Genomic DNA, 26032 nt, shown 5'->3' with positions numbered 1-26032 from the left:
ATCCACCAAAGTGTTCCCATGATCATTGCGACCTTCATGTAGCATAAAGGGCTGAAATTAAAAGGCTTGTTCCAAGCCATCTTGCATCATCATCTACTCGGTGCTGTTCGTCATCTATCAATCGCGCAATAAAGCGATCCGATTGGCAAACCAAATGTCCCTTTGATTTCAAAAAAGAGAAATAAAGAGAAAAGTCGAGGTTAAGATTGTGCGGAAAAAAATACTGTTTAGTCTTTCAGCGGCTGCATTATTGGCCGGCTGCGGGGAAGAAAACAAAAATGCATCAGCGGAACCGAACCCGGAGATAAGTCTGAATCAAAATTTCAAGGAAGCCTCCGTCCATGACCCGTCGATCATTTTTGCGGAGGATCAATACTATGTCATCGGGTCCCATCTGGCGTTCGCAAAGAGTCCGGACTTGATGAATTGGGATCAATTGGCGACGAGTGTTTCGACAAGCGAGTTGTTCGAGGACGTCACCGTTTCGTTGGCGGAAAGCTTCAATTATGCCAGAACGGATACGCTCTGGGCAAGCGACATAACCCAACTGAAGGATGGGAAATACTATCTTTACTATTGTTTCTGTGAAGGCAGCAGCCCGCTGTCGACTTTAGGGGTGGCTGTATCGGATTCGATCGAAGGACCCTACGAGGACAAAGGCATCTTTTTGACATCCGGAACGGTGAGTGTGACCGGTGCGGCATTCGATGCGACGGAAGAGCCGAACGTCATTGATCCTCACGTTTTTTATGACGAGGAAGATAGACTGTGGATGGTATATGGCTCCTACTCAGGAGGCATTTTTATACTTGAGATGGATTCCGCAACCGGATTTCCGAAAGAAAATCAAGGCTATGGCAAAAAGTTACTGGGCGGCAACCACAGCAGGATCGAAGCGCCTTATATTCTGTACAATAAAGACACGGAGTACTATTATCTGTTCCTGTCCTTTGGCGGGTTGGACGCAAGCGGCGGCTACAACATAAGGGTCGCGCGGTCGAAGAATCCCGATGGGCCGTATGAGGATGCAAGCGGCAATGCGATGATGGATGCAAAAGGTGAAGAAGGCAGCTTTTTCGATGATGAGGCGATAAAAGACTACGGAACCAAGCTTATCGGTAATTTTGAGATCACGAATGAACAGGACATCCCGGTCGGCGGTTATGTGTCGCCTGGGCATAATTCAGCCTACTACGATGAAGTTGAGAATAAATACTATATCATTTTCCACGCACGTTTTCCGAACAAGGGTGAGCATAATGAAGTGCGGGTACATCAACTATTCTTTAATTCAGATGGCTGGCCGGTGATTGCGCCGATGAGATATGCCGGGGAGTCCCTAGATACTTTGGAAACGGCGGATATAGCAGGGGATTACCGCTTCTACAAAATGGACAATGCAATCGATGCCGATTACGAAGAGGAACTTGCGCTGACGTTGACTACTACGCACCTTGCCTACGGTCAAGGCGGAGGTTACTGGAAAGGGTCGGAATTGCCGAACGAATCGAGCTTGGTCCTGAATTTCACCGAATACAAGGGCTACTTCATCAGACAATGGGATGAAGTGAACGGAGTCGAAACGACGACTTTTTCAGGCATGTCCGCTGAAGGGAAAGCCCTGTTCGGCATCAAAAAAACAGAAGATTAGAGTAAAGAATAAAGAGGTGGATGCTTTGATTAAGGCTATGACAACTTACAAAAACCCGATCGTGATCGAAAGAGCGGATCCATGGGTCTACAAACATACGGACGGTTATTATTATTTCACCGGCTCGGTGCCGGGCTATCAGGAAATTGAGGTACGCCGGGCGAAAAATCTGGACGGACTGGAAGATGGGGAACGCACCAGCATCTGGCGTGCGCATGCGACGGGCCCGATGAGCAGCCTGATCTGGGCGCCGGAAATCCATTTTATCCAGGGACGTTGGTACATTTATTTTGCCGCTGCCGGTACGGATAAGGTCGCCAAAGGCACATTTCAGCACCGAATGTTCGTGCTGGAATGCGACGGCGAAAACCCATTGACCGGTGAGTGGATCGAAAAGGGCCAGGTCAAAACGGCCTTCGAGAGCTTCAGTCTGGATGCGACGACTTTCGAGTTGGACAACAGACTCTATTATGTCTGGGCCCAAAAAGACCCGGCCATTCCGGGAAATTCCAATCTTTACATTTCCGAAATGCAGAATCCTTGGACACTGTGCGGCAAGCAGACGCTTCTGAGTATCCCGGAATACGCTTGGGAGAAGGTCGGCTTCTTGGTGAACGAAGGGCCGGCGGTCATCATCCGCAATGGTAAAGTCTTCATCACCTATTCCGGCAGCGCGACCGATGAAAATTACTGCATGGGCCTATTGTGGGCGGATTCCGCCAGCGACCTGTTGGACGGTTACAATTGGCACAAACTTGCGGAACCGGTCTTCAGGAGTTCCGAACAAAACCAGTTGTTCGGGCCCGGGCACAATAGCTTCACCCGCAGCGAGGATGGAGAGGATGATGTGCTGGTTTACCACGTACGCCCAAAAATCGTGACAGAGGGTGATCCCTTGGATGTGCCCGATCGCCATGCGCACGCGCAAGTTTTCACCTGGAGCGCGGATGGTTTTCCGATTTTCGGCGAACCCGGAACAGACAACAATCAGAAAGGCAGGACAATCATTTGAATAAGATACAAGTAACCTTGAACAGAGAAACAGGAACAATCAGTCGCTATATATATGGTCAATTTGCGGAGCATCTGGGCAGATGCATCTATGAAGGGGTATGGGTAGGAACCGATTCAGAAATCCCGCACGTCAAAGGAATCAGACAAGATGTCGTGGAGGCGCTAAAAGCCATCCAGGTTCCGGTCATCAGATGGCCGGGCGGCTGCTTTGCGGACGAGTACCACTGGAAAGACGGCATCGGTCCTACCGAAGAGCGCGCCACAATCGTGAATACGCACTGGGGCGGCGTGACGGAAAACAACCATTTCGGTACGCATGAGTTCTTTGAATTATGCAGACAGGTCGGGGCTGAAGCCTACATCAACGGAAACGTCGGCAGCGGCACGGTCCAGGAAATGCAGGAATGGGTCGAATACATGACAATGGACGGTCTTTCGCCGATGTCCAAATTGCGCCGTGAAAACGGGCAGGACGAGCCGTGGAAAGTCAAATTCTTTGGCGTCGGCAATGAGAGCTGGGGTTGCGGCGGCAACATGCGTCCGGAATATTACGCTGATCTGTATCGCCGTTACCAAACCTACGTCAGACAGTACACGAAAGAACCGCTTTACAAAATCGCCTGCGGCCCGAACATCGATGATTACAACTGGATGGATGTGCTGATGAAGCATGCAGCGCAGTTCATGGACGGCATCAGCCTGCACCATTATGCGCTGGCTTCCGTATGGGAGGACAAGCGCCCGGCACTGGGGTTCCCTGAAAAAGAATGGTTTTCACTGATCGACAGCGCTTTGAAGATGGATGAATTGATCACGCGGCACACCACGATCATGGACAAATATGATCCTGATAAACGCGTCGGTCTGATCGTGGATGAATGGGGCTCTTGGCTGGCTGTGGAGCCAGGCACGAACCCGGGCTTCCTGTACCAACAGAACACAATCCGGGATGCGATGATCGCAAGTCTGACTTTGAATATTTTCCATAAGCATGCAGAGCGCGTACAGATGGCGAATATTGCCCAAATGGTCAATGTGCTGCAAGCTATGATTCTGACTGAGGGCGCAGAAATGATCAAGACACCTACCTACCATGTGTTCGATCTCTATAAAAATCACCAGGACGCAACCCTTGTCGATGCGGATGGCGCCGTTTCCGGCACGACCAGTTACACGGTATCCAAAAAAGACGGCGTCATGACGGCATCTTTCTGCAACTACAGTCTGACTGACACAGAAACCATCACGTTAAGCCGTGTCGACGGCGCATTCGGGGAAACAGCAGCAGAGGGCATCTTCGGAAACAGCACGGATGATCATAACTCGTTCGAAAATCCTGAAGCCGTTGCGAAACAAACATTCACCGATTTCGCGGTGGATGGCAATGAATTGACGATCACGCTGCCTCCGATGAGTGTCGTTTCCGTATACGCAAAGGAAAACTGACATGACCTGCAAAGGCTGCGAACGTAACAATCAGATGATGGAGATGGATATCGAGAGCGCCATCGATGAGCAACTGTCGATGGAGCTGAACCACGCCTCAAACGAGCTGCGGGACCAGCGGTTGTTTGTCTGTAGTGCGTGTCCGGCGCTTTCGGAGCATACGTGCAAGCATTGTGGCTGCTTCGTTCGCTTCCGTGCCAGTCTGCAGGACAAACGCTGCCCCTTGGGTAAGTGGTAACGCCATCCAGCTTAGGCACTGCTTTTGTATCAGCGTTTATATCAACAGGAATAGCTGCCGGCTTGCTGGTGGCTTTTCTTGCATCTTGACATAAAATCAGGTTGAAATTTGGATGAAATGGGGATAGATAATGATCAAACCATTGCTGCAACAACACCCGAGAGTGACAGTATCAGACAGCTTCTGGCTGAAGTACAGGCAACTGGTGAGGGAGGAAATGATCCCATTCCAATGGGATGTCCTCAACGACAGAGGGAACATCGTCATCGAAAGCGAAAGGGAGGATGCGACCATCCCGACGGAAAAAAGCCATGTGATCGAAAATTTCAGGATTGCGGCTGGACAGAAGGAAGGACACCATTACGGCTGGCTTTTCCAGGACAGCGATCTGTACAAATGGATCGAAGCGGCAGCCAACACAATCGCGTTGGAAAAGGATGAAGCTCTGGTCGCCCAAGTGGAGGAAACGATCGAACTCTTGGAAGCGGCGCAGGACGATGACGGGTATTTGAGTACCTATTATCAGATCGATGCCCCGCACCTGAAGTTCAGAAGGTTGTTCGAAAGCCATGAACTGTACTGCATCGGTCATCTGATCGAAGCCGCCATCGCTTATAAGGAAGCGACCGGGTCCGGTCGGCTGCTTCAGATTGCCGACAAAGCGATCGACTGCATCGAAGCGCATTTCGGCAAATCGGAAGGGAAAATCGACGGTAGCGATGGCCACCAGGAAATCGAACTCGCGCTTGTGCGGCTGTACGAGTCGACGGGCAACCGGAAATACTTGGATTTGAGCAGCTACTTCTTGGAGGTGCGCGGACAGAACCCACATTTCTTTGCGGAGCAACTGGAAGAAAATGATCGCTTGGGACTGCAGCAAGGGCCGAAGCCTGTCATCAATACCGTCTATCATCAAGCGCATAAGCCCGTTATCGAGCAGGATTCGGCAAGAGGGCATGCCGTTCGGTTGGTCTATATGGCGCAGGCAATGGCTGGGGCCGGTCGCCACAAGCAAGATGAAAAGCTGATCGGTGCCGCGAAAAAAATCTGGGAGAATATCGTCCAAAAGCGCATGTACATCACGGGTGGCATCGGTTCGACCGTACGCGGGGAAGCCTTCACCTATGATTATGATTTGCCGAACGATCTGATGTACTGCGAAACATGCGCAGCGATCGGGCTGCTGAATTTTTCGAATGAATTGCTGAAGACCGAAACCGACAGCCAATATGCGGACATCATGGAGAGGACACTTTACAACAGCATCATCAGCGGCATGGCCTTGGACGGGAAGCACTTCTTTTACGTCAATCCGTTGGAAGTCGATCCCCAAGCGAGCGCCGAGAATCCGGATAAGAGCCATGTGAAGGCGACGCGGCCTTCTTGGTTCGGCTGCGCCTGCTGTCCGCCGAACTTGGCGCGCACGCTGCCCGCTGTCGGGAGATACGCCTTCACGCAAAAGGAAGATGAAGTGCTGCTGAATCTGTTCATCGACAGCGAACTGGCCGGGGAGCAAGCCGGCGAACCATACACAATTCGGCAAAAGCATACGGTATCGGAAACGGGCCAGACCGTAATCGCAGTTGAAAAAGCATCCTCCGAACAGCTGCGTTTGGGCATCCGCATCCCTTATTGGGCGGAAAATCCGGTACTGGTTGTGGACGGTCAAGAAACGGTTGCTGAAAGCAGCAATGGCTACACTTATGTGACCGTCATCTCCGATTCGATGGCTGTCGAATTAACATACACCATCGCCATCAACGAAATCGAGGCGCATCCACTTGTCAAAGCGGATAAGGGAAAAGTCGCCCTGCAACGGGGACCTTTCATTTATTGCCTGGAAGAACAGGACAACGGGAAACAACTGCATCTGCTGGCATTGACCGGATCGGTCCGACCACGTTTCCGATCGGATAAGCTGCTCGGCGATAGCGTCTTCCTGGAAGCTGAAGGGGAGCTGCAAGTGATGGAAGATGGGTGGCAGGGCAAGCTGTACCGCGTTCATCAGAAACCGCAAACCATTCCCAAAATGCTCACGTTCATCCCCTACTACAACTGGGGTAATCGCTCTTTGGGAGAAATGCAAGTATGGGTCGATAAGGAGGATACGCATGTTTAGAAGCTACGCAGAAACACCACCAAAAGGTTGGAACAGCTGGGATTCTTTCGGAGCCAGCGTGACGGAAGAGGAAGTATTGGGCAACGCCGAAGTGATGGCGAAAAGTTTGAAGGACTACGGTTGGGAATACATTGACGTGGATATCCAGTGGTATGAACCTCTCGCTGATTCCTGCGCCTATCATCCGTTCACCGAACTCCGTCAGGATGAATACAGCCGGCTGATCCCTGCCGAAAACCGATTCCCTTCGAGCAGAGGGGGACTAGGGTTCAAACCATTGGCGGATGCGGTCCACGCAATGGGTCTGAAATTCGGCATCCATACCATGCGCGGCATCCCGAGGCAGGCGGTGCATGGCAATAGCCCGATTTTGGGTACGCAAAAAACAGCCCGGGACATTGCGGATACAAATTCCATCTGCCCGTGGAACACTGATATGTACGGCGTGGACAACACGAAGGACGGTGCACAAGCGTACTACGATTCGTTGCTGGCTCTGTACGCTTCCTGGGGAGTCGATTTTCTGAAAGTAGATGATATCGCGGATTCGAAATTGTACGGAACGCACAGCGGAGAAATCGAGCTGATCCGCAAAGCCATCGACAGTTGCGGCAGACCGATGGTGTTGAGCCTCTCACCGGGACCCGCCCCGATCGAACGGGGTACCTTTTTCCAACGGAATGCCAACATGTGGCGGCTGACGGACGATCTGTGGGACAATTGGGAGCAGCTGTACGACATGTTCGGACGCTGCGGAAAGTGGTCGGCTTTTGTCGGCACCTGTGCTTGGCCGGATTGCGATATGCTACCGTTGGGGCACATCGGCACCCGGACCACGGCTGGTGGTTCGGAGGCGCGTATGACACGGTTCACGAAAGAGGAGCAGCGTTCTTTGATGACGCTGTGGTCGATTTTCCGTTCGCCGTTACTGTTCGGCGGCGATCTGCGTAAGTTGGATGATTGGACGCATTCGTTGTTGAGCGAACCCTATCTGATCGATGCGCATCAGAACGGGCGCGATCCAAAGGAAGTGTACCGAAAGGAAGATTTGGTGATCTGGGTTTCCGAAAGTGATACCAGGAAATATGTGGCTTGCTTCAATCTTGCGGATCGTCCAGTGGGCTTGCCTGTTGCCGCCAGGGAATGGCTGCAGTCACTTGGTGGAGAACTGCATGAGGTATGGGCAAACAGGGCAGTTTCGGTGGCGGATGCGGAAACGGCTTTTATTGCTCCGCACGGTGTCGCTCTGTATATTTCTAAGTAAAGGCAGAACCGAAACGTGAACGAATCGGACAACTTCCGTAAAGTGCTCCTATGCTTTTGGCGCAATTAACGATAAAATGGGAAGTATCATATACTCGTAAGTCCAGCTTTCTTTGCCCAAAAATAGACAAGGAAGAGGACGGGAATGCGCCATGGAGGGGATAAACCAATGAAAACCGTTCAAGTGAAAGATGTTGTCTTCAACGAAGGCAGGCCGAAAATCTGCGTGCCGTTGGTTGGGAAAACAAAACAGGAAATCATTACTGAAGTCAAAATGCTGGAAAAAGTCGCTTTCGATCTGGCGGAGCTGCGCATCGATTTTTTCGAAGGGGTAGAGTATCCGGAACAGGTCGAAGCGTTATTGACCGAAATCAACAGTATTTACAAAAAGCCGTTGCTGTTCACGTTCCGGACCAAAAAAGAGGGCGGAGAGCGCGAGCTGAGCTTGGATCACTATTTTGAATTGAACCGTTTCGCGATCCGGAGCGGGCTGGTGGACATGATCGATCTGGAACTGCTCAGTTCGGAAGAAGACGTGATCAATTTGATTGCTGAAGCGAACGAAAAAAACGTGAAAGTCATTCTGTCGAGCCACGATTTCTTCCGCACGCCTCCTCAAAAGGATATCGTCGCAAGATTGGTGAAGATGCAGCAACTCGGGGCGGACATCACGAAGATTGCGGTCATGCCGCAGAACGAGGAAGATGTCTTGACGCTGCTGGCGGCGACGTTGGAAATGAAAAAAACGAAAGCTGATCGCCCGTGCATCACGATGTCGATGGGCAAATACGGCGTCATTTCGCGCTTGGCCGGAGAACTGTTCGGTTCCTGCCTGACTTTTGCGGCGGCCAAAGATGTTTCTGCACCCGGTCAGGTATCTGTCCGCGATGTCCGTTCCATCCTGGAAATTCTGGCGCTGGATTAAGAACGTGCGGGCGGAACAGATCGGTTCGGAACTTTCGGATTTCCGCTCAGCTCCGGTGAAGCGTCGCTTGCCGGAGTAAACTGATCGTCAGCAAACGCAAATCCTGCGGAGCCTCCCTCATCGGAGAACGTAAACGAAAATGTAGGCGACCTCCTGCGAAGCCACCGTTCGCCGGAGGTCACACGTTTTTCTTCGATTTGGAGAACAAATGGATGGAGAACAGGCAAAAAAAGCCACCCTGGATATAAGGATGGCTTTTTTGATGTCCGGAATGAGTCATCGTATGCTCAGCTTCTCGGCTTAAAGCTGCTTACTTTCAACAAAATTTGGTTGATGCCAAGCAGCAATTCATCCGTCAATTCGATATCCACCGACTTGATGTTATCTTCGATCTGCTCTGGACGGCTGGCGCCGATGATGGCTGAGCTGACGCCGGGTTGGCGCAGAATCCAGGCTAGAGCCAGTTGCGGCATGGTTATTTCCAATTCATGCGCGATGGCTTCGATTTCTCCGATGGCTTCCAACAGGGACTCGTTTTCCAGATACTTTTGCATTGAACTGTTCAGTTTGCTGTTGGCGGCACGGCTGCCTTCCGGAACTAGTTGGCCGGATTTGTACTTGCCGGTCAGGATGCCTTGTCCCAATGGAGAAAAGACGACTTGCCCCATGCCATTGGCGACGGAGACGGGCAGCACATCGACCTCGATGTAACGCTCAATCATATTGTAGATCGGTTGGTTGGAAATGAGCGGCCGGAAATTATGCTGTTTTGCAATCTGGTGAGCCTCCTGGATTTTGGCGGCCGGCCATTCGCTGACTCCGGCATAAAGTATCTTGCCTTGACGCTGCAGATCGTCGAGCGCCCAGAGTGTTTCCTCCATCGGTACGCTCGGATCGTAACGGTGGCATTGGTAGAGATCCAGATAATCCATGTCCAGACGCTTCAGGCTGGCGTCGCAGGCTTCGATGATGTGTTTGCGTGACAAGCCCCGGTCATTCGGACCATCCCCCATCGGGAAATAAACTTTGCTGGCGACGACCAAACTGGAGCGCCGATAGTCCTTCAGCACTTTTCCGAGCACGGTCTCAGCAGCACCCTTTTCATAAACGTTGGCTGTGTCGAAAAAGTTGATGCCGGCATCATAAGCGGTTCGGATGCATGCCTCCGCTGTCTGATCCGCTACTGATTTTCCGTAGGTCAACCAACTGCCCAATGCGATTTCGCTGACACGCAAACCGCTTTTCCCTAGATTCCTGTATTTCATCCACTCGTCCTCCTTGATTCATTTAATCAGACTTTGATGATAGCCGAAATAGCTTTCTGTCCTTATCATAAGCCACAAAATCGAAATCGCCAAAGGAAAAGGCCAACAAATCGAAAAAATGGAAGCGCTACGATTCTTTTTGTATTAACGACAAAAAAAGGTATACTTGAGGTAAGGAACGGTGTCAAAGAACAGAAAGGATGGGGTCTATAAATGACGAACATAGACGAAAACATCAAGGCTTCGCTACGGATAGCGAATGCCAATCGGATGGTGGCGTTACCGGATGGCAGCATCATGCCGCAAATGGGGCAAGGAACATGGTACTTAGGTGAGGATCCTGCAAAAAGGCAAGAGGAAATAGAAGCTTTGCGTTTTGGTGTGGAATTGGGAATGACGTTGATCGATACAGCCGAAATGTACGGGGACGGGAAGTCGGAACGCTTGGTTGGGGAAGCGATCAAAGGCATCCGTGACCAAGTCTATCTTGTTTCCAAAGTGTACCCGCATCGAGCGAGCCGAAACGAGATTTTGGCTGCTTGTGCCGAAAGTTTGCGCAGATTGGATACGGACCACTTGGATCTCTATTTGCTGCATTGGCGAGGAAATGTGCCTTTGTCGCAAACGATAGCCGGAATGGAGCAGTTGAAGGCGGAAGGAAAGATCGGCAGATGGGGCGTTTCCAACTTCGACATCCATGATATGCAGGATCTTTTGTCGATGGAACATGGGAACCAGTGTCAAGTGAATCAAGTTTTGTATCATTTGGGCTCACGTGGGATAGAGTTCGATTTGCTGAAATGGCAACGGGAGCACAACATTCCGACCATGGCCTACTCGCCATTGGCTCAGGGAGGCAGGTTGCGCGAGCAATTGCTGGAGAGTGAAGAAGTGCAGAGCATCGCAAAAAAACACGGTGTCGAAGCACTCCAGATCATTTTGGCATGGTGCCTCATCCATCCAGATGTTGTAGCGATACCGCGATCTTCCAACCCCGATCATACGTATCTCAATGCTCAGGCGGCAACAATCCGGCTGGATGATGAAGATCTGAAACGATTGGATGCACGGTTCCCGGCGCCCACTTTCAAAACGGCGTTAGATATCATTTGAGGATGAAACAAATCGTTTCTTTTCTGAAACGAAAATCATTGTGGCAAACCTGTAATCAGAATGTAAGGGGATTCTCCGGAAGTGTCAGAGTTGTGCTAAAATGAACTCATGAGAGCGAAAAGCCCTTTCACGGAAGGTTGGAATGAAAGCCTTTCCTAACGGGTTGTGCGGAACTATAGCCGCTTTTTTAAGGAATGCATTGTCACGACAGAATTTTTGAGCCGGAAAGCAAAGAGAAACCAAAAATAGGAGGAAGCATGCATGTCGAAAGAAGCTTTGAAGATTGTTACGATTGGTGGAGGTTCCAGTTATACACCGGAATTGATTGAAGGATACATTTTAAGAAAAGATGAATTGCCTATCAAAGAAATTTGGTTGGTGGATATAGAAGCAGGCAAGGAAAAACTGGAAATAGTCGGCGCAATGGCGAAACGCCAAGTCGAGGCGGCGGGATTGGACTGGGAAGTCCACCTGACATTGGATCGTTTCAATGCATTGAAAGATGCGGATTTCGTTACGACGCAATTCCGTGTAGGTTTATTGAATGCTCGTATCAAAGATGAGCGCATTCCATTGTCCCATGGTGTTTTGGGTCAAGAAACCAATGGTGCAGGCGGAATGTTCAAAGCTTTCCGTACGATTCCGATCATCGGCCAGATCATTGCGGATATGAAAGTGCAATGTCCGGATGCCTGGTTGATCAACTTTACGAACCCTGCAGGTATGGTGACTGAAGCAGCCATCAAACATTTCGGTTGGAAGAAAACAATCGGCCTATGCAATGTTCCGATCGGACACCGCAAAGTCGCAGCAGAAAAATTAGCGATTCCTGAAGATGAATTACTGTTCAAATTTGCCGGAATCAACCACTTCCACTGGCACCGTGTCTGGGATGACAAGGGGGCGGAGCGCACAGATGAAGTGATCGATATGGTTTACGGACCGCAAAAAACCGAAGATGAGAACCATCTGAAAAATATCCACAGTGCGCAATTCCACTACGAGCAACTGAAGGACTTAGGCTTGCTTCCTTGCGGATACCATCGTTATTACTATATCGAAGATGAAATGTTGAAGCATTCTATTGAAGAATTCGAAAAAGGCGAAACGCGTGCGCAAGTCGTCAAGGCAACGGAAACACGCTTGTTCGAACTTTACAAAGATCCTGCTTTGAACTACAAACCGGAAGAATTATCGCAACGCGGCGGTACGCACTATAGCGATGCTGCCTGTGAAGTGATTGCGTCGATCCAAAACGACAAACGTACGGACATGGTTGTATCGACAGCCAACAACGGTACGATTCAAGACTTACCTTATGATTGCGTCGTAGAAGTTTCCGCCTTGATCACAGCTCATGGCGCAGAACCATACAACTGGGGTGAAATGCCTTCCGCGGCCCGTGGCTTATTGCAAGGCATGAAAGCGATGGAAGAAACAGTCATCCGCGCGGCCATCACAGGCAGCTATGGTGCTGCATTGCAGGCCTTCACAATCAACCCACTTGTGCCGGGCGGTACAACAGCCAAGACGTTATTGGATGAATTGTTGTATGCACACAAAGAGCACTTGCCGCAATTCGCAGAGAAAATCGCTGAAATCGAAGCAAATCAACCGGAAACAGTCGCTTACGTCGATGAATTGATGAAATCAAACTAATTAAATGAGCGTGAAAAAGAGTGGCTGCCCTGTAAAAAAGGCAGCCACTTTTTTTGCGCGCAACTCCGGTGAACGCAGGCATCACCGGAGTTCGCCCAATATTTTGTCTTGTGTTCTTCGATGAGGAAGGCTTCGCCGGAGTTGGGACGAATCATCGTCTATGTCCTCCGGCGAGTGATGCCTGTCCGGAGGTGCGTCTGAATTTCCAGTTGTTTCCTCCCGCGAATCATCACACTCTCTTATTAAACGTGTTCTGAATCCCAGAAATCTCCGTCAAAGCTGCGATTACGTCACGGGCAAAAAGCGCCCGTTCTCGTAATTGCCTCTTAGTGCTCGATTTCTAGAGCGGGATTCATCACACTCTTATTAAACGTGTTCTGATTCGCAGGGGATTCCGCCTAAGTTGACTACCACACACGGACAAAAAAGTCCGTTTTGTGTTAGTCCTCTTAGTGCTCGTCCCCTCCCGCGAATCATCACACTCTCTTATTAAACGTGTTCTGAATCCCAGAAATCTCCGCCTAAGCTGCGATTACGTCACGGGCAAAAAGCGCCCGTTCTCGTAATAGCCTCTTAGTGCTCGATTTCTAGAGCAGGATTCATCACACTCTTTTTAATCTTCAAGCACCATGATGCCGATTCCCAACAATCCGGGCCCGGTGTGGACACCCAATACTGGCGAGATTTGACCTTCAGCGTATATTTTGGCCCCAGCAACCAAGTCCTTCAGCTGGTCTTTCATAACGAGCATCTCTTCGTAGGCATCCCCATGGCAGATCGAAAGGTAGTAATTTTTGTGCTGACCCAGTTTTTCGCGGGTCATATCAATCAGTTTCTGGATGCTTTGTTTGCGGCCACGCACTTTTGCGACCGTGTCGTAGATGCCGTCTTCGTTGCAGGAGATGATCGGTTTGATGTTCAAGGCGCTTCCCAGGATTCCAGAAACTTTACCGATGCGGCCGCCCTTCATCAGATACTCCAAGGTGCCGACGCCGAAGAGGATAGTGGACTGTTTCACGGCTGATTGTGTTTTAGAAACGACTTCCTCGAACGGAAGTCCCGCTTCGATCTGTTCGGCAGCGTAAAGTGCCACAAATCCTGATGCGATGGCGATATTCAGCGTGTCGATGACGACAATCTGCATGTCTTCGATATCGTCCGCCAATAATCTGATGGCTTGGCAGGTGCCGCTCAAACCGCTGGAAATGGCGGATACGATTACTTGATTGAAGCCGTCCGCCTTGATTTTGGCGAAAGTTTCGGCAATCGTTTCCGGCAAGGGCAAACTTGTTTTGGGTATTTCTTCCTGGAATCTTGCGTAGACCTGCTCCGGCGTGATGTCGACCCGATCGCGATAGCTCGCGTCTTTATAATTGATCATCAGCGGCAAGGTGTAGATATGGTATTTGTCAAGCAACTCCTGCGGAATGTCGTTGCAGGAATCGGCCAAGACGGCAATGGAATTAGCTTTCGTCATGAGTATTCTCTCCTTTTTGGGATGCGTGGCTGACGCCATCGACCAATATGATTTTTTGTGTCAACAATTTCGAAGCAAGCGACAGCGTGATCATCTTCAAAGCGATGTTTTCGCTGTGGATATCCTCCAGTGTGTATGTGAAATGCTCTTTCTTGTCGAGATCACGGAAGAGCATCCGGAGGGCATACTCCAATTCCTGGCAGAAAGTGTCGTAGGCGATCTGGAATCCGCGGATGGAGACTTGCAGCTCCAGTCCTTTTTTCACCTCCGACAAAGGCAGCACCTGTTTGAGCAAGGTGATGACGATCAGTTGGGCGATGTGCGTTTTGAAATATTTCTTTTTCTCGGGTTTATCGATCAGCTGCAGTTTTACGTAATTATTGATCATAGCCGGTGTGATGATGCGCTCTTCCTGAGTTGCGTTCAAGAAACTCAACTGCTTTTCGATGATGGCGATCACTTGATCGCTGTAGAGGCCAAAATCAGGCAACTCGTCAAATCGGATGAACGTCAAGTTTAGCAGCTGTTGCTGATAGTCTTCCAATTCTGGTTTAAGCTTCACGGGACAACCTGCTTTCTGGACTGGAAAATTTAATCTAGTTTTCGTTACTAGATGTAATGCTTTTCGTTACTAGATAACTGTACCAGTATTCGACGGGAAATTCAATCTTGAAACTTCAGTGATAATTTAAATAGATTGCTTAAAGGAGCAGTCCTTTTTATGAAAAGGATTGCATTTTGATGTATTAAGGGTATAATACACTCAAACGTAACTATATAGGAGGTTGGAGTGTGAAAAAGAAAAAGTGGCTTTGGATGGGCATTATCTCAGTTGTAGCAGTGTTAGGGGTAATCTTTTTGCCGAATTATTTAGGGAAACCAGCAGAGGATGAACCGATAGTGGAAGAGGATCCGTATGGCATTGAATATTATACAGTGCCCGCGATAGAGCAAATTTTTGTGAACGGTGTCGTTACGCCTGAACAATCTCAGGAGTTCTATCAAGAAGAAAACTTAGGTACAAGAGGGGATCTCCAAGTAGAAAATGGGCAAGTGGTGGAGGCGGGGACCTTACTGTACAGCTATACAAATGAAACAGTGCAGAAAGAAGTTACGCAATTGTATAACGAAGCTGCGCGGCTTGAGACGAACCGGGCGAATACAGCCTACAAACAGCAACTTGCCATTGATCGCTTCTATGAAATGCAGGAAGAAGAACGGGCTCAAACATTGGATGAATTGATAATGGACTTCAATTTATATGACTTGGATGCGCAAATCAAGGAAATATACAACAATATCTTATCGTTGGAAGAGTCCGTCTATACAGAAGTGACCGCACCATTCACCGGTAAAGTGGTTATTCCGGAAGAAAAGAAAGCAGATGTGCCTGTACTGACATTAATTTCGGAAAATTTTTATGTTGCGGGAACAGTGAATGAAAAAGATTTGGAAAAAGTAACGATTGGTCAAGTAGCTGATATTACGGTCGTTTCCAGTAATTTCACCACGGTAGGGAAAGTGTCTTTTGTCGATACAACACCTGCCAACACAGTGTCGGATCCATACACTCAAGGATCCTCTATGTCGAGTTACCCTGTGAAATTGAGTTTTGATTCATTAGAACGTATCGTGAATGGCTATCATGTGCAAGCAACCATCAATCTAGAAGAAAATCAAGTTGTTGTTCCCAAAGTAGCCATCCGTACAGACGGTGATGTGACATATGTCTTGGTAAATGATTTCGGTACTGTCACACGCCGCGTTATCCAAACGACTGAAGAGGCCGCAGAAGGTATCGTAGTAACAAGCGGATTAGAAGCACAAGACGAAATTATTGTTTCTTCTGAAGCGGATGTTCAAGAAGGTGATCTTTTAGATCCTGCTTCGATGGAAGTGGACCTGGAGGAGGAATAAGATGGAGGCAACAAAACGCAGGTCACTGATTCAGATGAAAGATGTGACCAAAAAGTTTGGGAAAGGCGAGTTAGAAACGGTGGTATTGAAAGAGATTAATTTGACTATTCATGAAGGCGACTTCTTGATGATTGTCGGTAAATCTGGAAGTGGAAAAACAACTTTGATGAATATGATTGGCTTTTTGGACCGCTTAACAACGGGTACCTATTCATTTTTGGGTGAAGACGTATCCCTGTTGAATGAAAATAAAAAATCCAGTATACGCAACAATCATTTCGGTTTCATTTTCCAACAGTTTTTCTTGATTGATTCTTTGAATGTCGCCCAAAATGTCGAGCTCCCATTGATTTATGCTGGCGAAGTGAACAAGAAAGACCGGTTGGAAGCTGCTGAGAAGTATTTAAGTTTAGTCGGTATTCCTGAAAAGATAAAAGCCAAAACCAAAGAACTTTCCGGTGGACAACAACAACGCGTCGCAATCGCAAGAGCCCTCATCAATGAACCGCTTCTCATTATGGCGGACGAGCCAACCGGAGCGCTCGATTCCGACACCGGAATTGGGGTGATGAGCCTGCTGCGAGAATTAAATAAGCAAGGGAAAACAATCATTATGGTAACGCATGACGAAGATTTATTGCAGTATGCAACGCGAATTATTCGGATGCATGATGGGAGTTTCGTGGAAGAAGGTGCCGTAAGATGATTCGTAATATCTTGCTCAGTACAATGTTGAGTCTCCGGGCACACAAGCTTCGCGTTTTTTTAACCATGGTAGGGATTATCATCGGAATTGCTTCGGTCGTGACCATTGCTGCACTGGGTGAAGGCGTGAAGCAACAAAGTATGGAATTGGCGAATACGACGGAAGCGAATGTTGTGACTGTGAAACACACAATCGCAATGAGTGATAACAGTGGAATGGGTTATGTGGAAGATGATTTTTCTTTTTCAAAAGCGGATATGCGACGGATTTCCCGGTTGGATGGCGTTCAGTCGGTTGTACCCGATTATGGTTCAAATGGTATGGCGATGGACTCGATTGACGTCAATTTGGATTATTTTGGAGCGCAAGCATATACGATGATGGTGCCGAATAAAAGCGAAAACCATATTTTGTATGGACGCGATTTTCAGCCTTCAGATGTAAACCGAGACATGATTATCTTATCTCACGATATATTGGATTACGGTATCGTGGTCGAAGATCCCGAATCGCTGATTGGTCAAGCTGTCAGTATCAATGGATTCATGTATGAGATTATTGGAATCAAGGAGCCCTACAACTGGGAGGACAGTAATCTCCTAAATACGGGTTATACATGGGAAGACGCTTATACGAGTGTCATTCCTCAAGCAGCTTACAATACTTTGACGCGCTCTAAGCCGATTAAATCATTGAAAGTGAAAGTGGCAGAAGGAATGGATAATGAAAGGGTCACAATGACCGTCTTGGAAAATCTGGTGGAAGCTTATCCAGAAGATGAGGGGGTCTTTGAACAAGATCGCTCCAATGAACAGATGATGGAAGAGGTCAACAGTTACATCAATGGAATCATGATGTTCTTGCTGGCCATTACAGCCATATCCCTATTTGTCGGTGGAATCGGTGTTATGAATATCATGTATGTATCTGTAACAGAACGGAGACGCGAAATTGGTATTCGTCGTGCAATCGGGGCTAAACCGAGAATGATTCTGTTGCAATTCTTATTGGAGGCAGCCTTTATTACGTTTCTTGGTGGGATTATCGGTTTGTTTTTAGGATATGGGATTGCGAGTTTAGTTGGCATGCTTTTGCAAATGCCGGTATTCTTAACGCCGACCATCATGATTCTATCCACTTCTGTATCAATCGGAACAGGACTTTTATTTGGGATTATTCCAGCTCTGAGCGCTTCAAGAATGGATCCGATCAAAGCGATTTACCAGTAAGCAAATAAGCAACCAAGCGAATCCAACCGCTTGGCTGCTTATTTTTTTCTATAATTCCGTTTCTACTACCGCTGTACCGAAATAGCGGGCGACTTCATGGGAAGCATGGGCATCGGAACCCATCTCATAGGAGAGGCCGATTTTTATCGCGTAAGCCATCATTTCCTTGTCCGGGTACGTTTTTCCGTAGTCCGGCTTGTCGATTCCGGCAAAGTTGTAATCAAGCGTGTATCCGTTCTCCTTCACCTTATCCAACAGCAACTTCCAGTCGATGGGGTCGCTGACGCTGTAGGCCTTTTGGAACTTGTGTATCAAGTTGATGTGGCCGATTTTTTTCGGGGTCAATTCTCCGTACGGGGATGCCAAGGCTTTTTTGACCGCTGCTTCGTAAAGTGTGTAAAGTGTTTCGTAGCCTATTTCTGCGCCTTTTTGCGTGAACGATTCGCGGTCCAAGTCGATACAGAAGTACTCTTCCGGAGCGAGCTGCACGAAATGCACGCTCAGGATCGAGTGAGGGACTGTCTCGGGATATTTTTCCAGAAAGGCACGTGTTTCCGGTTCCTTTCCTTCGAGGTAGTCCAACTCAAAACCGGCGTGGATTTCGATGATGCCTTGATACTTCTTGGCAAGTGAACGGACTTCGGCCAAGTAGGCATCGACATCCTCAGGTCGCATCGAACTGTCTTTGTCCGGAAGCGGATCTGCCATCGGTAAGGGAGCGTGTTCCGTGAATGTGAGGGACTCGAGGCCGGCCTCGATGGCAACCTTCACATAATTTTCCATTGCATCGGATGAACCGTGCAGGCAATAGGGGGTATGGACGTGTCTGTCGCTGAGCATATTTTATACAGCTTCCTTTCATCATAAAGTATCATCATTTTAGGATACATTATAGCAGCGTTCTATGGTATGATAACATCAGCATCTAATGGTATTCTAACGATATTCTAAGGATAACAGACGACTTATCAAAAAGAAATGGGAGTGAGACAGTTTGGACGAAATGATGACCAATGAATCGTTGTTAGCGAAGAAACAGAGAGAGATGGGGTTTCTCCATCATTTCCACCACTTAGGGTACGATCTGATCGACCTGGGAGTCGTAGAGAAATTTGAGTGGACACAACTGTCTCATGATGACTTGCACCTGATGCTGAACCGGCACAAATGGCAAAGCGGCGATAAACTGTTCGCCTTGCGCAGTGACTGGACGAATGCCATCGTGAGATACCGCAAGCAATACCATTTACGCGCCGATAAAATAGCCTACTCCGGTCCGGTCTATTCGCTGCTCAAAGAGCGCCACCAATTGGGTGTGGAAACATTTACCGACTCGATTCCGAAGCAAATCGAGGTTCTGGGCGATATGATCACCTTCATGGAGAAGGAATTGGAACTTTCCTTATCGGTTGCGGTAGTCAGCCATAATAAATTACTGAAAAAAATTCTGAGCCCGCGGGAGTTGGAAGATGCTTCTGTCCGCAAGTTCATCTGCGAAAGAAACCAGGATGCCTTGAAGCATCGTTTGGGTGCGGACCATCCGCTGATCGGTCTGATGGACCAAGCGCCTACCGAACAGGCCGGCTATCTGAAGGAACACTATCCTGAACTGACGGGACATTTGAATGAATTGGCGGAATGGGAAGCGACGCTGAAGAGCAAGAACGTAGATTACGTCTACGCGGATATGCTGGCGTTGCCGAACCAATCCTATTACAAGGGAATCTTTATTCAACTGTACGGAGAAAACCAAACGGAACCTGTAGCGTCGGGCGGTCAATACACAAGCTCTTCCAAAGCATTCGGAATGGCCATCAACAATTAACGGAGGGAAAAAATGATTACTATCGCGCTATCAAAAGGCAGACAGCTTAAGGATTTCATCCAATATTTGGATGAAATCAACCTGACGGAATGGTCGACAGCATTGAAGTCCGTTTCTCGGGAATTGGTCATTCAGACAAAGGATACCCGCTTCATTTTGGTTAAAGGGGAAGATGTCCCTGTATATGTGGAGGAAGGGATCGCGGATCTGGGCATCACCGGAAGCGATATTCTGATCGAGCAGAACTGCAACATCAACAATCTGATGGATTTGCCATTCGGCTATTGCCATTTCGCCATCGCCAGCAAAGAGAAGAAGGACGTTTATCCAGTAGTTGCAACAAAGTACGTGAATTTCACCAGACAATATTTTGATTCCATCAAGCAACCCGTGAAGATCATCAAGCTGAATGGGTCCGTAGAATTGGCCGCGACCATCGATATGGCGGATGCAATCATGGATATCGTCCAATCCGGCAAAACCCTGCATGATAATGGCTTGAGCGAGCAGGTCCGACTTGACGACATCAACGCACGCCTGATTTCGAATAAGCATGCTTATTTTTCCAAATATGATGAAATCCAGACTATAATCAATCAATTGAAGGTGACGAATGATGTACACAACTAAAACGTTCAAGGAAGTATACAAAACAAAAAATACAATCGACTTTTCGAAGACGCAGGCTGTCATGGAAATCATCCAGACGGTTCAGGAAAAAGGCGACGCTGCGCTGTTCGAATACGCAAAACGTTTCGATGGGGCGGACATCACGGAATTGGAAGTGCCGCAGAGCGTCATCAAGGAAGCTTATGACAGCTTGGATGCGGTCTTGCGCGCTGCTTTGGAGGAGGCCCGCGACAACATCACGGTCTACCAGGAAAGCATCAAATGGCAACAGTCTCCGGCAGGGGAACTTTACCAGAAGATCCATCCGCTGAACAAAGTCGGTATCTATGTGCCGGGCGGTAAAGCGAGCTATCCTTCCACAGTTCTGATGACTGCCGTTTTGGCCAATGTAGCCGGCGTAAAGGAAACGATCGTCGTGACCCCACCTCAAAAGACCGCCATCAACCAAGCAACTTTGGCCGCTTGCTATATCTGCGGCGTGACCCACGTTTATCAAGTGGGCGGCGCCCAAGCCGTGGCTGCCTTGGCTTACGGTACGGAAACCATTCCGCGCGTCGACAAAATCGTCGGACCCGGGAACCAATATGTCGCCTTGGCCAAAAAATTGGTCTACGGAGATGTCGGCATCGATTCGATCGCCGGACCATCCGAAATCGTTGTAGTCGTTGATGAAACGGCGAACAACGAATGGGTTGCCATCGACCTGCTGGCGCAAGCCGAGCACGATGAATTGGCCCGCACTTTCCTTGTCTGCGACAACGAAGAAAAATTGGCCGCCATTGAAGCCGAACTGCTTGTCCAAAAAGCGAAACAAAGCCGCATCGAGGTCATCGAGGAGAGTTTGAAGCACAATCACTTCCCGATTTTGACGAGCGGTAAAGAAGAGAACATCGAAGTCGTGAATCTGATTGCAGGCGAGCACGTCTCGATCCAGACAAAAGACGCAGAAGATTACATTGATGCCATCGAAACAGCCGGAGCGATCTTCATCGGCGAATATTCGCCTGAAGCGATCGGGGATTATGTTGCCGGACCAAGCCACGTGCTGCCTACCGGAGGGAATGCCCGCTTTGCGAACGGCTTGTCCGTAAATGACTTCCTGCGCCCGAACTCTGTTTTGAACCTGAAGAAAGAAACGTTCCAAAAAATGGCCCCGGCCGGGATGCTGATTGCGACTGAGGAGTCACTGCAAGCCCACCACGATTCCCTGGCTGTCAGAATGGGGGGCGAGAAATGATCCGCATCAACAAAAATGAAAGTCCGATCCGGGCGCTGACAAATGAAGAAATTGCCGAAATAGCTGTATCGACACGCTTCCAGGAGTATACGGACGATGCCATCGACCGCCTGACGGAAGCGTACGCCGCTTTCCACGGAGAAGATCCAGCCCTGATCGCTTTTGCCAACGGATCGGATGAGTGGATCCAGAAGTGCACAATCCTTTTGGGGGACGGGCCGATCCTGATGCTGGAGCCGGATTTCGTGATGTACGAAGAGTATGCCGCGCAATTCCAGCGCGAAATCATCAAAGTGCCGTGCCGAGCGGATTATTCCTTTGACTATGACCAAGTGTACGCTGTCATCGAGAAGGAAAAGCCTTCCTATTTCATCGTTTCGCAACCGAACAACCCGTTGGGCGGGCTGCACCCTGCAGCTTTCATTCAAAAAACGGCAGATCTGCTGGCTGACTCCGGCGGCTATCTGATTTTGGACGAGGCTTACATGGATTTCGTGGACAATCCACCGGCGCGTCCGGTCGGTGACCACGTCATCCTTTTGCGTACCTTGTCAAAAATCTACGGCTTGGCCGGCCTGCGCATCGGCATCGCCAGTTCGACGGAAAAAACGATGCAGTTGTTGAACTCCATCGCGCATCCGTATCCGCTCAATACTTTATCTTTGAGCATAGCGGCCTACTTACTGGAGCATCCGGAACGTTTGCGGGCCTTCATGGCTGATCAACGCCGGCTTTCCGCCAAACTGAAGAAAATCTTCAATGAAGGTGTAGCGGATATTCTTTCCCTGCTGCCGAGCGAGACGAATTTCGTCTTCACTTACGGTGAATTGGCGCCTGCTTTGGGTCAATGGATCATCGACCACGGCTATCAGCCGCGGACTTATGAAAAATCAGGCATCCCGTGTATCGAAACGGCTGTGCGTTATTCGATCGCCACGGATGAACAGTTGGATGCCTTAGCCGAAATCATCAGAGAATGGAGAGAACAGCTGTGAGCGTATCAAAAGAGCGCGTTACCAAAGAAACGAAAATCGCCATCACCTTGAAACGAGGGTTGGAACCTTCCGTCATCAACACAGGTGTGGGCTTCTTGAACCATATGTTGGATCTTTTCGCTTTCCATGGCCACTTCGTTTTGGATGTGCAGGTGGACGGCGACACGGATGTGGATGATCATCACACAACCGAAGATGTCGGGATCGTCTTGGGGCAGTTGTTGGCTGAATTGGGCCAGGACAAAGGCGCCATCAATCGCTACGGGAGTGCCTATGTGCCGATGGATGAAACCTTGGCCCGTTCCGTCATCGACATCAGCGGCCGCCCTTATCTGAGTTTCAATGCCGCGTTTTCGAAAGAAAAGGTGGGCAGTTTCGATGTGGAACTGGTTGAAGAATTCTTCCATGGTTTGGTCATCAATGCCCGTTACACGGCACATATCGACTTGATCCGCGGCGGCAATACGCACCATGAAATCGAAGCCATCTTCAAAGCTTTTGCGCAAAGCCTGCGCATCGCGATGGCCGATTCCGACGTGCAGCGCTTGCCTTCCTCAAAAGGAGTGATCGAATGATAGCAATCGTTGATTATGGTTTGGGGAACATCGCGAACCTGACGAACGCCATCCGTTTTCTGGGCTATGAAACGATCTTGACGCATGAAGAAGCAGAATTACGCAAGGCGGATGTCATCGTCCTGCCGGGTGTGGGACATTTCAAGGATGCCATCGAGCGGATCGATGCAATCGGTTTGCGGGAACTGCTGATTGAGTTGGAGCAGACAAAGCCGTTCATCGGCATCTGTCTCGGGATGCAACTCCTGTTTGAGCACAGCGAAGAAGGGGATGTCGATGGGTTGGGCTTTTTGCCGGGCGAAGTGAAATACATCGTCAGCGACTTGCCGGTTCCGCATTTGGGCTGGAACAATCTGCATTCAAGCCATCCAGGTTTGGATAAGGATGTCTATTTCATCCATTCCTACAAGGTAGTGACCGACGAAAATGTTGTGGCAACGGCGGACTATGGCCAGGAAATCGTGGCGATCGTCCAGAAGGATAACGTCATCGGCATCCAGTTCCACCCGGAAAAAAGCGGGGATTACGGTCTGGAAATTTTGAACCAAGCTTTGCAAGGGGGATGGAAATAAATGATAGAGATTTGGCCGGCGATCGACTTGATCGACAACAAGAGTGTCCGTCTGACCGAAGGAGACTACGGCACGAAAGAAGAAATGCAGCGCACGCCTCAGGAAGCCATTGCTTTTTATGCGCAATTTGAGCAAGTGAAGCGCATCCATATCGTGGATCTGATGGGCGCTTTGAACCAAAAACCGGAAGAGACGCCGTTCATCGAGCAACTTTTGCAACAGAGTGCATTGCCTGTCGAAATCGGCGGGGGCATCCGTTCCGAAGAAACCATTAAGCACTATTTCGAAAAAGGCGCCAGCTATGTGATCGTCGGGACGAAAGGGCTACAGGATCTGCCGTGGCTGGCTGAGATGACGGCGAAATACCCCGGCAAGATCTACCTGGGGCTGGATGCTAAAGGCGAACTGGTCGCCGTGAACGGCTGGACCGAAACGGGCCGCCAGACCATCTATGATGTCGTGGAAGCGACGAATCCGATGGCCTTGGGCGGCATCATCTATACGGATATCTCGAAAGACGGCAAGATGGCCGGACCGAACTTTGAGTTGACGGGCAAGCTTGTCGAGCTCTCGACCCATCCCATCACCGCATCCGGCGGCGTCCGCAACATCGAAGACATCAAAAAATTGGAAGCTTTGGGTGTGGCGGCAGCGATCGTCGGCAAAGCGGCCAATACAGATGCTTTCTGGGAGGGCTTGGCATGATAAAGAAACGGATCATTCCCTGCCTGGATGTGAAGGACGGCACCGTCGTAAAAGGGATCCAATTCAAGGGATTGCGCGAAATCGGCGATCCGGTCGAACTGGCGAAGCGCTACAATGCTTTGGGTGCGGATGAACTGGTCTTTTTGGACATCTCCGCAACCGAAACCGGGCACAACTTGATGATCGATGTCATCCGCAAAACGGCGCAACAGCTGTTCATCCCGATGACGATCGGCGGCGGTATCAAGTCGACGGACGACATTTCCCGCTTGCTGAACGCTGGAGCGGATAAAGTCAGCCTGAACTCATCGGCTTTAGCGAATCCGCAACTGATCAAAGAAGCCAGCGACAAGTTCGGCAGCCAATGCATCTGCATCGCTGTCGATGCGAAATGGGAAGCCGACAAAGAGGAATGGTATTGCTATACCCACGGCGGCAAAAAACGGACCGACATCAAAACGTTGGACTGGATGCAGCAAGTGGAAGCACTAGGAGCCGGCGAATTGCTGGTCACCAGTATGGATTATGACGGCATGAAGCAAGGCTTCGATCACCGTTTACTGAATAAAATCCAAGCTTTGGTCTCGATCCCGGTCATCGCTTCCGGAGGTGGCGGCAATGCCCAGCATTTCGCCGACTTATTCAAGGAAACGGATGTATCGGCCGGATTGGCAGCTTCCATCTTCCATGATGAAGAAGTGTCGATCGCCGAAGTGAAAGAATGCTGCACGGAGAATGGAGTGGATATGCGCAATGTCTAAATACGATGCACTAGTGCCTGACTTTACGAAAGGGTTATTGACTGTCGTTCTTCAGCACTTTACGAACAAAAATGTTTTGATGGTCGGCTTCATGAATGAAGAGGCCTTCGAATTGACGAAACGGGACGAGGTTGTCTGGTTCTTTTCCCGAAGCAAGGACAGACTCTGGAAAAAGGGCGAATCCAGCGAACATTACCAGTTCGTGAAGGATATGTACCTGGACTGCGATCAGGATGCATTGCTGATTATGGTCGACCCGGCCGGACCGACTTGCCACCGCAATACGGAGAGTTGTTTCGATGTCCCGGTTGCTTTTGGTCTGGATGATCTGGAAGAGACCATCCGCCAACGCGCTGTCGGACACGATGAAAAGTCCTATACAAACTATCTGCTGGACAAAGGCACAGATAAAATCGCCAAGAAATTCGGCGAAGAAGCCTTCGAAGTCGTCATCGGCGCGAAAAACCACGACAAAGAAGAAGTCGCCAACGAAACGGCAGACCTGCTATATCACCTCGGCGTACTCCTGTACGACCAAGGCGTCGACGTAGCCGATGTGACCAAAGTCCTCATCGAACGCCACCAAAAGAAAAACAACTTCAAAGGCGAAAGAAAAGATGTAGATAATTACTAGGATACGATGAATTGCGGGTAGGGGATGAGCACTAAGAGGACATTACGAGAACGGCCGCTTTTTGGCCGTGACGTAA

At 49.3% G+C, this 26032-nt stretch carries 25 protein-coding genes; 21 read left to right on the top strand and 4 right to left on the bottom strand.

What is annotated here, in order from left to right; all coding sequences use genetic code 11:
* Positions 1–208: 208 nt before the first annotated feature.
* The 7 genes from TES5_RS09435 to aroD all read left to right on the top strand — a co-directional run bounded on the left by TES5_RS09435 (position 209) and on the right by aroD (position 8656).
* Positions 209–1651 carry a glycoside hydrolase family 43 protein gene (locus TES5_RS09435; RefSeq protein WP_072763741.1) on the top strand — a complete coding sequence of 481 codons (1443 nt, stop codon included), beginning with the start codon at positions 209–211 and terminating at the stop codon, positions 1649–1651.
* 37 nt (positions 1652–1688) lie between these two features.
* Complete coding sequence (locus TES5_RS09430; protein ID WP_068561678.1) at positions 1689–2663, top strand: glycoside hydrolase family 43 protein; 975 nt, start codon at positions 1689–1691, stop codon at positions 2661–2663.
* On the top strand, positions 2660–4111 hold the full coding sequence (locus TES5_RS09425; protein ID WP_083546468.1) for an alpha-N-arabinofuranosidase: 1452 nt from the start codon (positions 2660–2662) through the stop codon (positions 4109–4111). Before TES5_RS09430 ends, TES5_RS09425 begins: the two co-directional genes overlap by 4 nt.
* A 1-nt stretch (position 4112) precedes the next feature.
* Positions 4113–4349 (top strand): DUF6171 family protein, encoded by a 237-nt coding sequence (locus TES5_RS15575; RefSeq protein WP_068561624.1) that lies wholly within the window; start codon positions 4113–4115, stop codon positions 4347–4349.
* A 130-nt stretch (positions 4350–4479) separates the two neighbouring features.
* Positions 4480–6468, top strand: coding sequence for a glycoside hydrolase family 127 protein (locus tag TES5_RS09415; protein ID WP_068561623.1), 1989 nt, complete (start codon positions 4480–4482; stop codon positions 6466–6468).
* The gene (locus TES5_RS09410; RefSeq protein WP_068561622.1) at positions 6461–7732 is read left to right on the top strand and encodes a glycoside hydrolase family 27 protein; all 1272 of its coding nucleotides are present in this window, start codon (positions 6461–6463) and stop codon (positions 7730–7732) included. Before TES5_RS09415 ends, TES5_RS09410 begins: the two co-directional genes overlap by 8 nt.
* Before the next feature lie 168 nt (positions 7733–7900).
* Positions 7901–8656: a type I 3-dehydroquinate dehydratase gene (aroD, locus tag TES5_RS09405; RefSeq protein WP_068561621.1), complete on the top strand. Its 756-nt coding sequence runs from the start codon at positions 7901–7903 to the stop codon at positions 8654–8656.
* Positions 8657–8943: 287 nt separating this feature from the next.
* Here aroD and TES5_RS09400 read toward each other — a convergent pair whose 3' ends face one another.
* On the bottom strand, positions 8944–9921 hold the full coding sequence (locus TES5_RS09400; RefSeq protein WP_068561620.1) for an aldo/keto reductase family protein: 978 nt from the start codon (positions 9919–9921) through the stop codon (positions 8944–8946).
* Positions 9922–10134: 213 nt separating this feature from the next.
* On the opposite strand from TES5_RS09400, the gene TES5_RS09395 reads away from it, so the two are divergent.
* Entirely contained in the window at positions 10135–11034 is a 900-nt protein-coding gene (locus TES5_RS09395) for an aldo/keto reductase (RefSeq protein ID WP_068561619.1), read from the top strand.
* Between the two features lie 261 nt (positions 11035–11295).
* Positions 11296–12693 (top strand): 6-phospho-beta-glucosidase, encoded by a 1398-nt coding sequence (locus tag TES5_RS09390; RefSeq protein ID WP_068561618.1) that lies wholly within the window; start codon positions 11296–11298, stop codon positions 12691–12693.
* A gap of 613 nt (positions 12694–13306) precedes the next feature.
* Here TES5_RS09390 and TES5_RS09385 read toward each other — a convergent pair.
* A complete protein-coding gene (locus TES5_RS09385; protein WP_068561617.1) occupies positions 13307–14170 on the bottom strand; it encodes a DegV family protein in 864 nt (287 codons plus the stop codon).
* A complete protein-coding gene (locus TES5_RS09380; RefSeq protein WP_068561616.1) occupies positions 14157–14732 on the bottom strand; it encodes a DUF1836 domain-containing protein in 576 nt (191 codons plus the stop codon). The genes TES5_RS09385 and TES5_RS09380 overlap by 14 nt, the downstream gene beginning before the upstream one ends.
* A 230-nt stretch (positions 14733–14962) precedes the next feature.
* On the opposite strand from TES5_RS09380, the gene TES5_RS09375 reads away from it, so the two are divergent.
* From TES5_RS09375 to TES5_RS09365, 3 genes are read left to right on the top strand one after another with little or no spacing between them, the layout of a single operon-like run.
* Entirely contained in the window at positions 14963–16087 is a 1125-nt protein-coding gene (locus tag TES5_RS09375; protein ID WP_083546467.1) for an efflux RND transporter periplasmic adaptor subunit, read from the top strand.
* Position 16088: 1 nt separating this feature from the next.
* Positions 16089–16793 (top strand): ABC transporter ATP-binding protein, encoded by a 705-nt coding sequence (locus TES5_RS09370; protein ID WP_068561615.1) that lies wholly within the window; start codon positions 16089–16091, stop codon positions 16791–16793.
* Positions 16790–18022, top strand: a complete 1233-nt coding sequence (locus TES5_RS09365) for an ABC transporter permease (RefSeq protein WP_068561614.1) — start codon at positions 16790–16792, stop codon at positions 18020–18022. The genes TES5_RS09370 and TES5_RS09365 overlap by 4 nt, the downstream gene beginning before the upstream one ends.
* A gap of 48 nt (positions 18023–18070) precedes the next feature.
* On the opposite strand, the gene hisJ is transcribed toward TES5_RS09365, so the two are convergent.
* Positions 18071–18862 (bottom strand): histidinol-phosphatase HisJ, encoded by a 792-nt coding sequence (gene hisJ, locus TES5_RS09360; RefSeq protein ID WP_068561613.1) that lies wholly within the window; start codon positions 18860–18862, stop codon positions 18071–18073.
* Positions 18863–19025: 163 nt separating this feature from the next.
* On the opposite strand from hisJ, the gene TES5_RS09355 reads away from it, so the two are divergent.
* From TES5_RS09355 to hisIE, 9 genes are read left to right on the top strand one after another with little or no spacing between them, the layout of a single operon-like run.
* Entirely contained in the window at positions 19026–19847 is an 822-nt protein-coding gene (locus TES5_RS09355; protein ID WP_232309350.1) for an ATP phosphoribosyltransferase regulatory subunit, read from the top strand.
* Positions 19848–19859: 12 nt separating this feature from the next.
* The gene (gene hisG, locus TES5_RS09350; RefSeq protein WP_068561611.1) at positions 19860–20477 is read left to right on the top strand and encodes an ATP phosphoribosyltransferase; all 618 of its coding nucleotides are present in this window, start codon (positions 19860–19862) and stop codon (positions 20475–20477) included.
* Entirely contained in the window at positions 20461–21714 is a 1254-nt protein-coding gene (gene hisD, locus TES5_RS09345; RefSeq protein ID WP_068561610.1) for a histidinol dehydrogenase, read from the top strand. Before hisG ends, hisD begins: the two co-directional genes overlap by 17 nt.
* A complete protein-coding gene (locus tag TES5_RS09340) occupies positions 21711–22709 on the top strand; it encodes a pyridoxal phosphate-dependent aminotransferase (protein ID WP_068561609.1) in 999 nt (332 codons plus the stop codon). The genes hisD and TES5_RS09340 overlap by 4 nt, the downstream gene beginning before the upstream one ends.
* Entirely contained in the window at positions 22706–23284 is a 579-nt protein-coding gene (hisB, locus tag TES5_RS09335) for an imidazoleglycerol-phosphate dehydratase HisB (protein WP_232309345.1), read from the top strand. Before TES5_RS09340 ends, hisB begins: the two co-directional genes overlap by 4 nt.
* Positions 23281–23856, top strand: coding sequence for an imidazole glycerol phosphate synthase subunit HisH (hisH, locus tag TES5_RS09330; protein WP_068561607.1), 576 nt, complete (start codon positions 23281–23283; stop codon positions 23854–23856). Before hisB ends, hisH begins: the two co-directional genes overlap by 4 nt.
* Positions 23857–24561, top strand: coding sequence for a 1-(5-phosphoribosyl)-5-((5-phosphoribosylamino)methylideneamino)imidazole-4-carboxamide isomerase (gene hisA, locus TES5_RS09325; protein ID WP_068561606.1), 705 nt, complete (start codon positions 23857–23859; stop codon positions 24559–24561).
* Complete coding sequence (gene hisF / locus TES5_RS09320) at positions 24558–25322, top strand: imidazole glycerol phosphate synthase subunit HisF (RefSeq protein WP_068561605.1); 765 nt, start codon at positions 24558–24560, stop codon at positions 25320–25322. Before hisA ends, hisF begins: the two co-directional genes overlap by 4 nt.
* Positions 25315–25956: a bifunctional phosphoribosyl-AMP cyclohydrolase/phosphoribosyl-ATP diphosphatase HisIE gene (gene hisIE, locus TES5_RS09315; RefSeq protein ID WP_068561604.1), complete on the top strand. Its 642-nt coding sequence runs from the start codon at positions 25315–25317 to the stop codon at positions 25954–25956. The genes hisF and hisIE overlap by 8 nt, the downstream gene beginning before the upstream one ends.
* Positions 25957–26032 lie beyond the last annotated feature (76 nt).

This window comes from Trichococcus sp. ES5 (assembly GCF_900067165.1).
GTDB classification, from domain to species: Bacteria; Bacillota; Bacilli; order Lactobacillales; family Aerococcaceae; genus Trichococcus; species Trichococcus flocculiformis.
The sequence above is the reverse complement of the archived record's forward strand: the minus strand, read 5'-3'. Positions and strand labels throughout refer to the sequence as shown.

Coding starts and splice junctions, on each gene's coding strand:
- hisJ (WP_068561613.1), bottom strand. CDS start 18,862: ATGCTCAGCGACAGACACGTCCATACCCCCTATTGCCTGCACGGTTCA.
- TES5_RS09400 (WP_068561620.1), bottom strand. CDS start 9,921: ATGAAATACAGGAATCTAGGGAAAAGCGGTTTGCGTGTCAGCGAAATC.
- TES5_RS09430 (WP_068561678.1), top strand. CDS start 1,689: ATGACAACTTACAAAAACCCGATCGTGATCGAAAGAGCGGATCCATGG.
- aroD (WP_068561621.1), top strand. CDS start 7,901: ATGAAAACCGTTCAAGTGAAAGATGTTGTCTTCAACGAAGGCAGGCCG.
- TES5_RS09365 (WP_068561614.1), top strand. CDS start 16,790: ATGATTCGTAATATCTTGCTCAGTACAATGTTGAGTCTCCGGGCACAC.
- hisG (WP_068561611.1), top strand. CDS start 19,860: ATGATTACTATCGCGCTATCAAAAGGCAGACAGCTTAAGGATTTCATC.
- hisIE (WP_068561604.1), top strand. CDS start 25,315: ATGTCTAAATACGATGCACTAGTGCCTGACTTTACGAAAGGGTTATTG.
- TES5_RS09395 (WP_068561619.1), top strand. CDS start 10,135: ATGACGAACATAGACGAAAACATCAAGGCTTCGCTACGGATAGCGAAT.
- hisD (WP_068561610.1), top strand. CDS start 20,461: ATGATGTACACAACTAAAACGTTCAAGGAAGTATACAAAACAAAAAAT.
- hisA (WP_068561606.1), top strand. CDS start 23,857: ATGATAGAGATTTGGCCGGCGATCGACTTGATCGACAACAAGAGTGTC.
- TES5_RS09410 (WP_068561622.1), top strand. CDS start 6,461: ATGTTTAGAAGCTACGCAGAAACACCACCAAAAGGTTGGAACAGCTGG.
- TES5_RS15575 (WP_068561624.1), top strand. CDS start 4,113: ATGACCTGCAAAGGCTGCGAACGTAACAATCAGATGATGGAGATGGAT.
- TES5_RS09385 (WP_068561617.1), bottom strand. CDS start 14,170: ATGACGAAAGCTAATTCCATTGCCGTCTTGGCCGATTCCTGCAACGAC.
- hisF (WP_068561605.1), top strand. CDS start 24,558: ATGATAAAGAAACGGATCATTCCCTGCCTGGATGTGAAGGACGGCACC.
- TES5_RS09355 (WP_232309350.1), top strand. CDS start 19,026: ATGATGACCAATGAATCGTTGTTAGCGAAGAAACAGAGAGAGATGGGG.
- TES5_RS09370 (WP_068561615.1), top strand. CDS start 16,089: ATGGAGGCAACAAAACGCAGGTCACTGATTCAGATGAAAGATGTGACC.
- TES5_RS09340 (WP_068561609.1), top strand. CDS start 21,711: ATGATCCGCATCAACAAAAATGAAAGTCCGATCCGGGCGCTGACAAAT.
- hisH (WP_068561607.1), top strand. CDS start 23,281: ATGATAGCAATCGTTGATTATGGTTTGGGGAACATCGCGAACCTGACG.
- TES5_RS09415 (WP_068561623.1), top strand. CDS start 4,480: ATGATCAAACCATTGCTGCAACAACACCCGAGAGTGACAGTATCAGAC.
- TES5_RS09390 (WP_068561618.1), top strand. CDS start 11,296: ATGTCGAAAGAAGCTTTGAAGATTGTTACGATTGGTGGAGGTTCCAGT.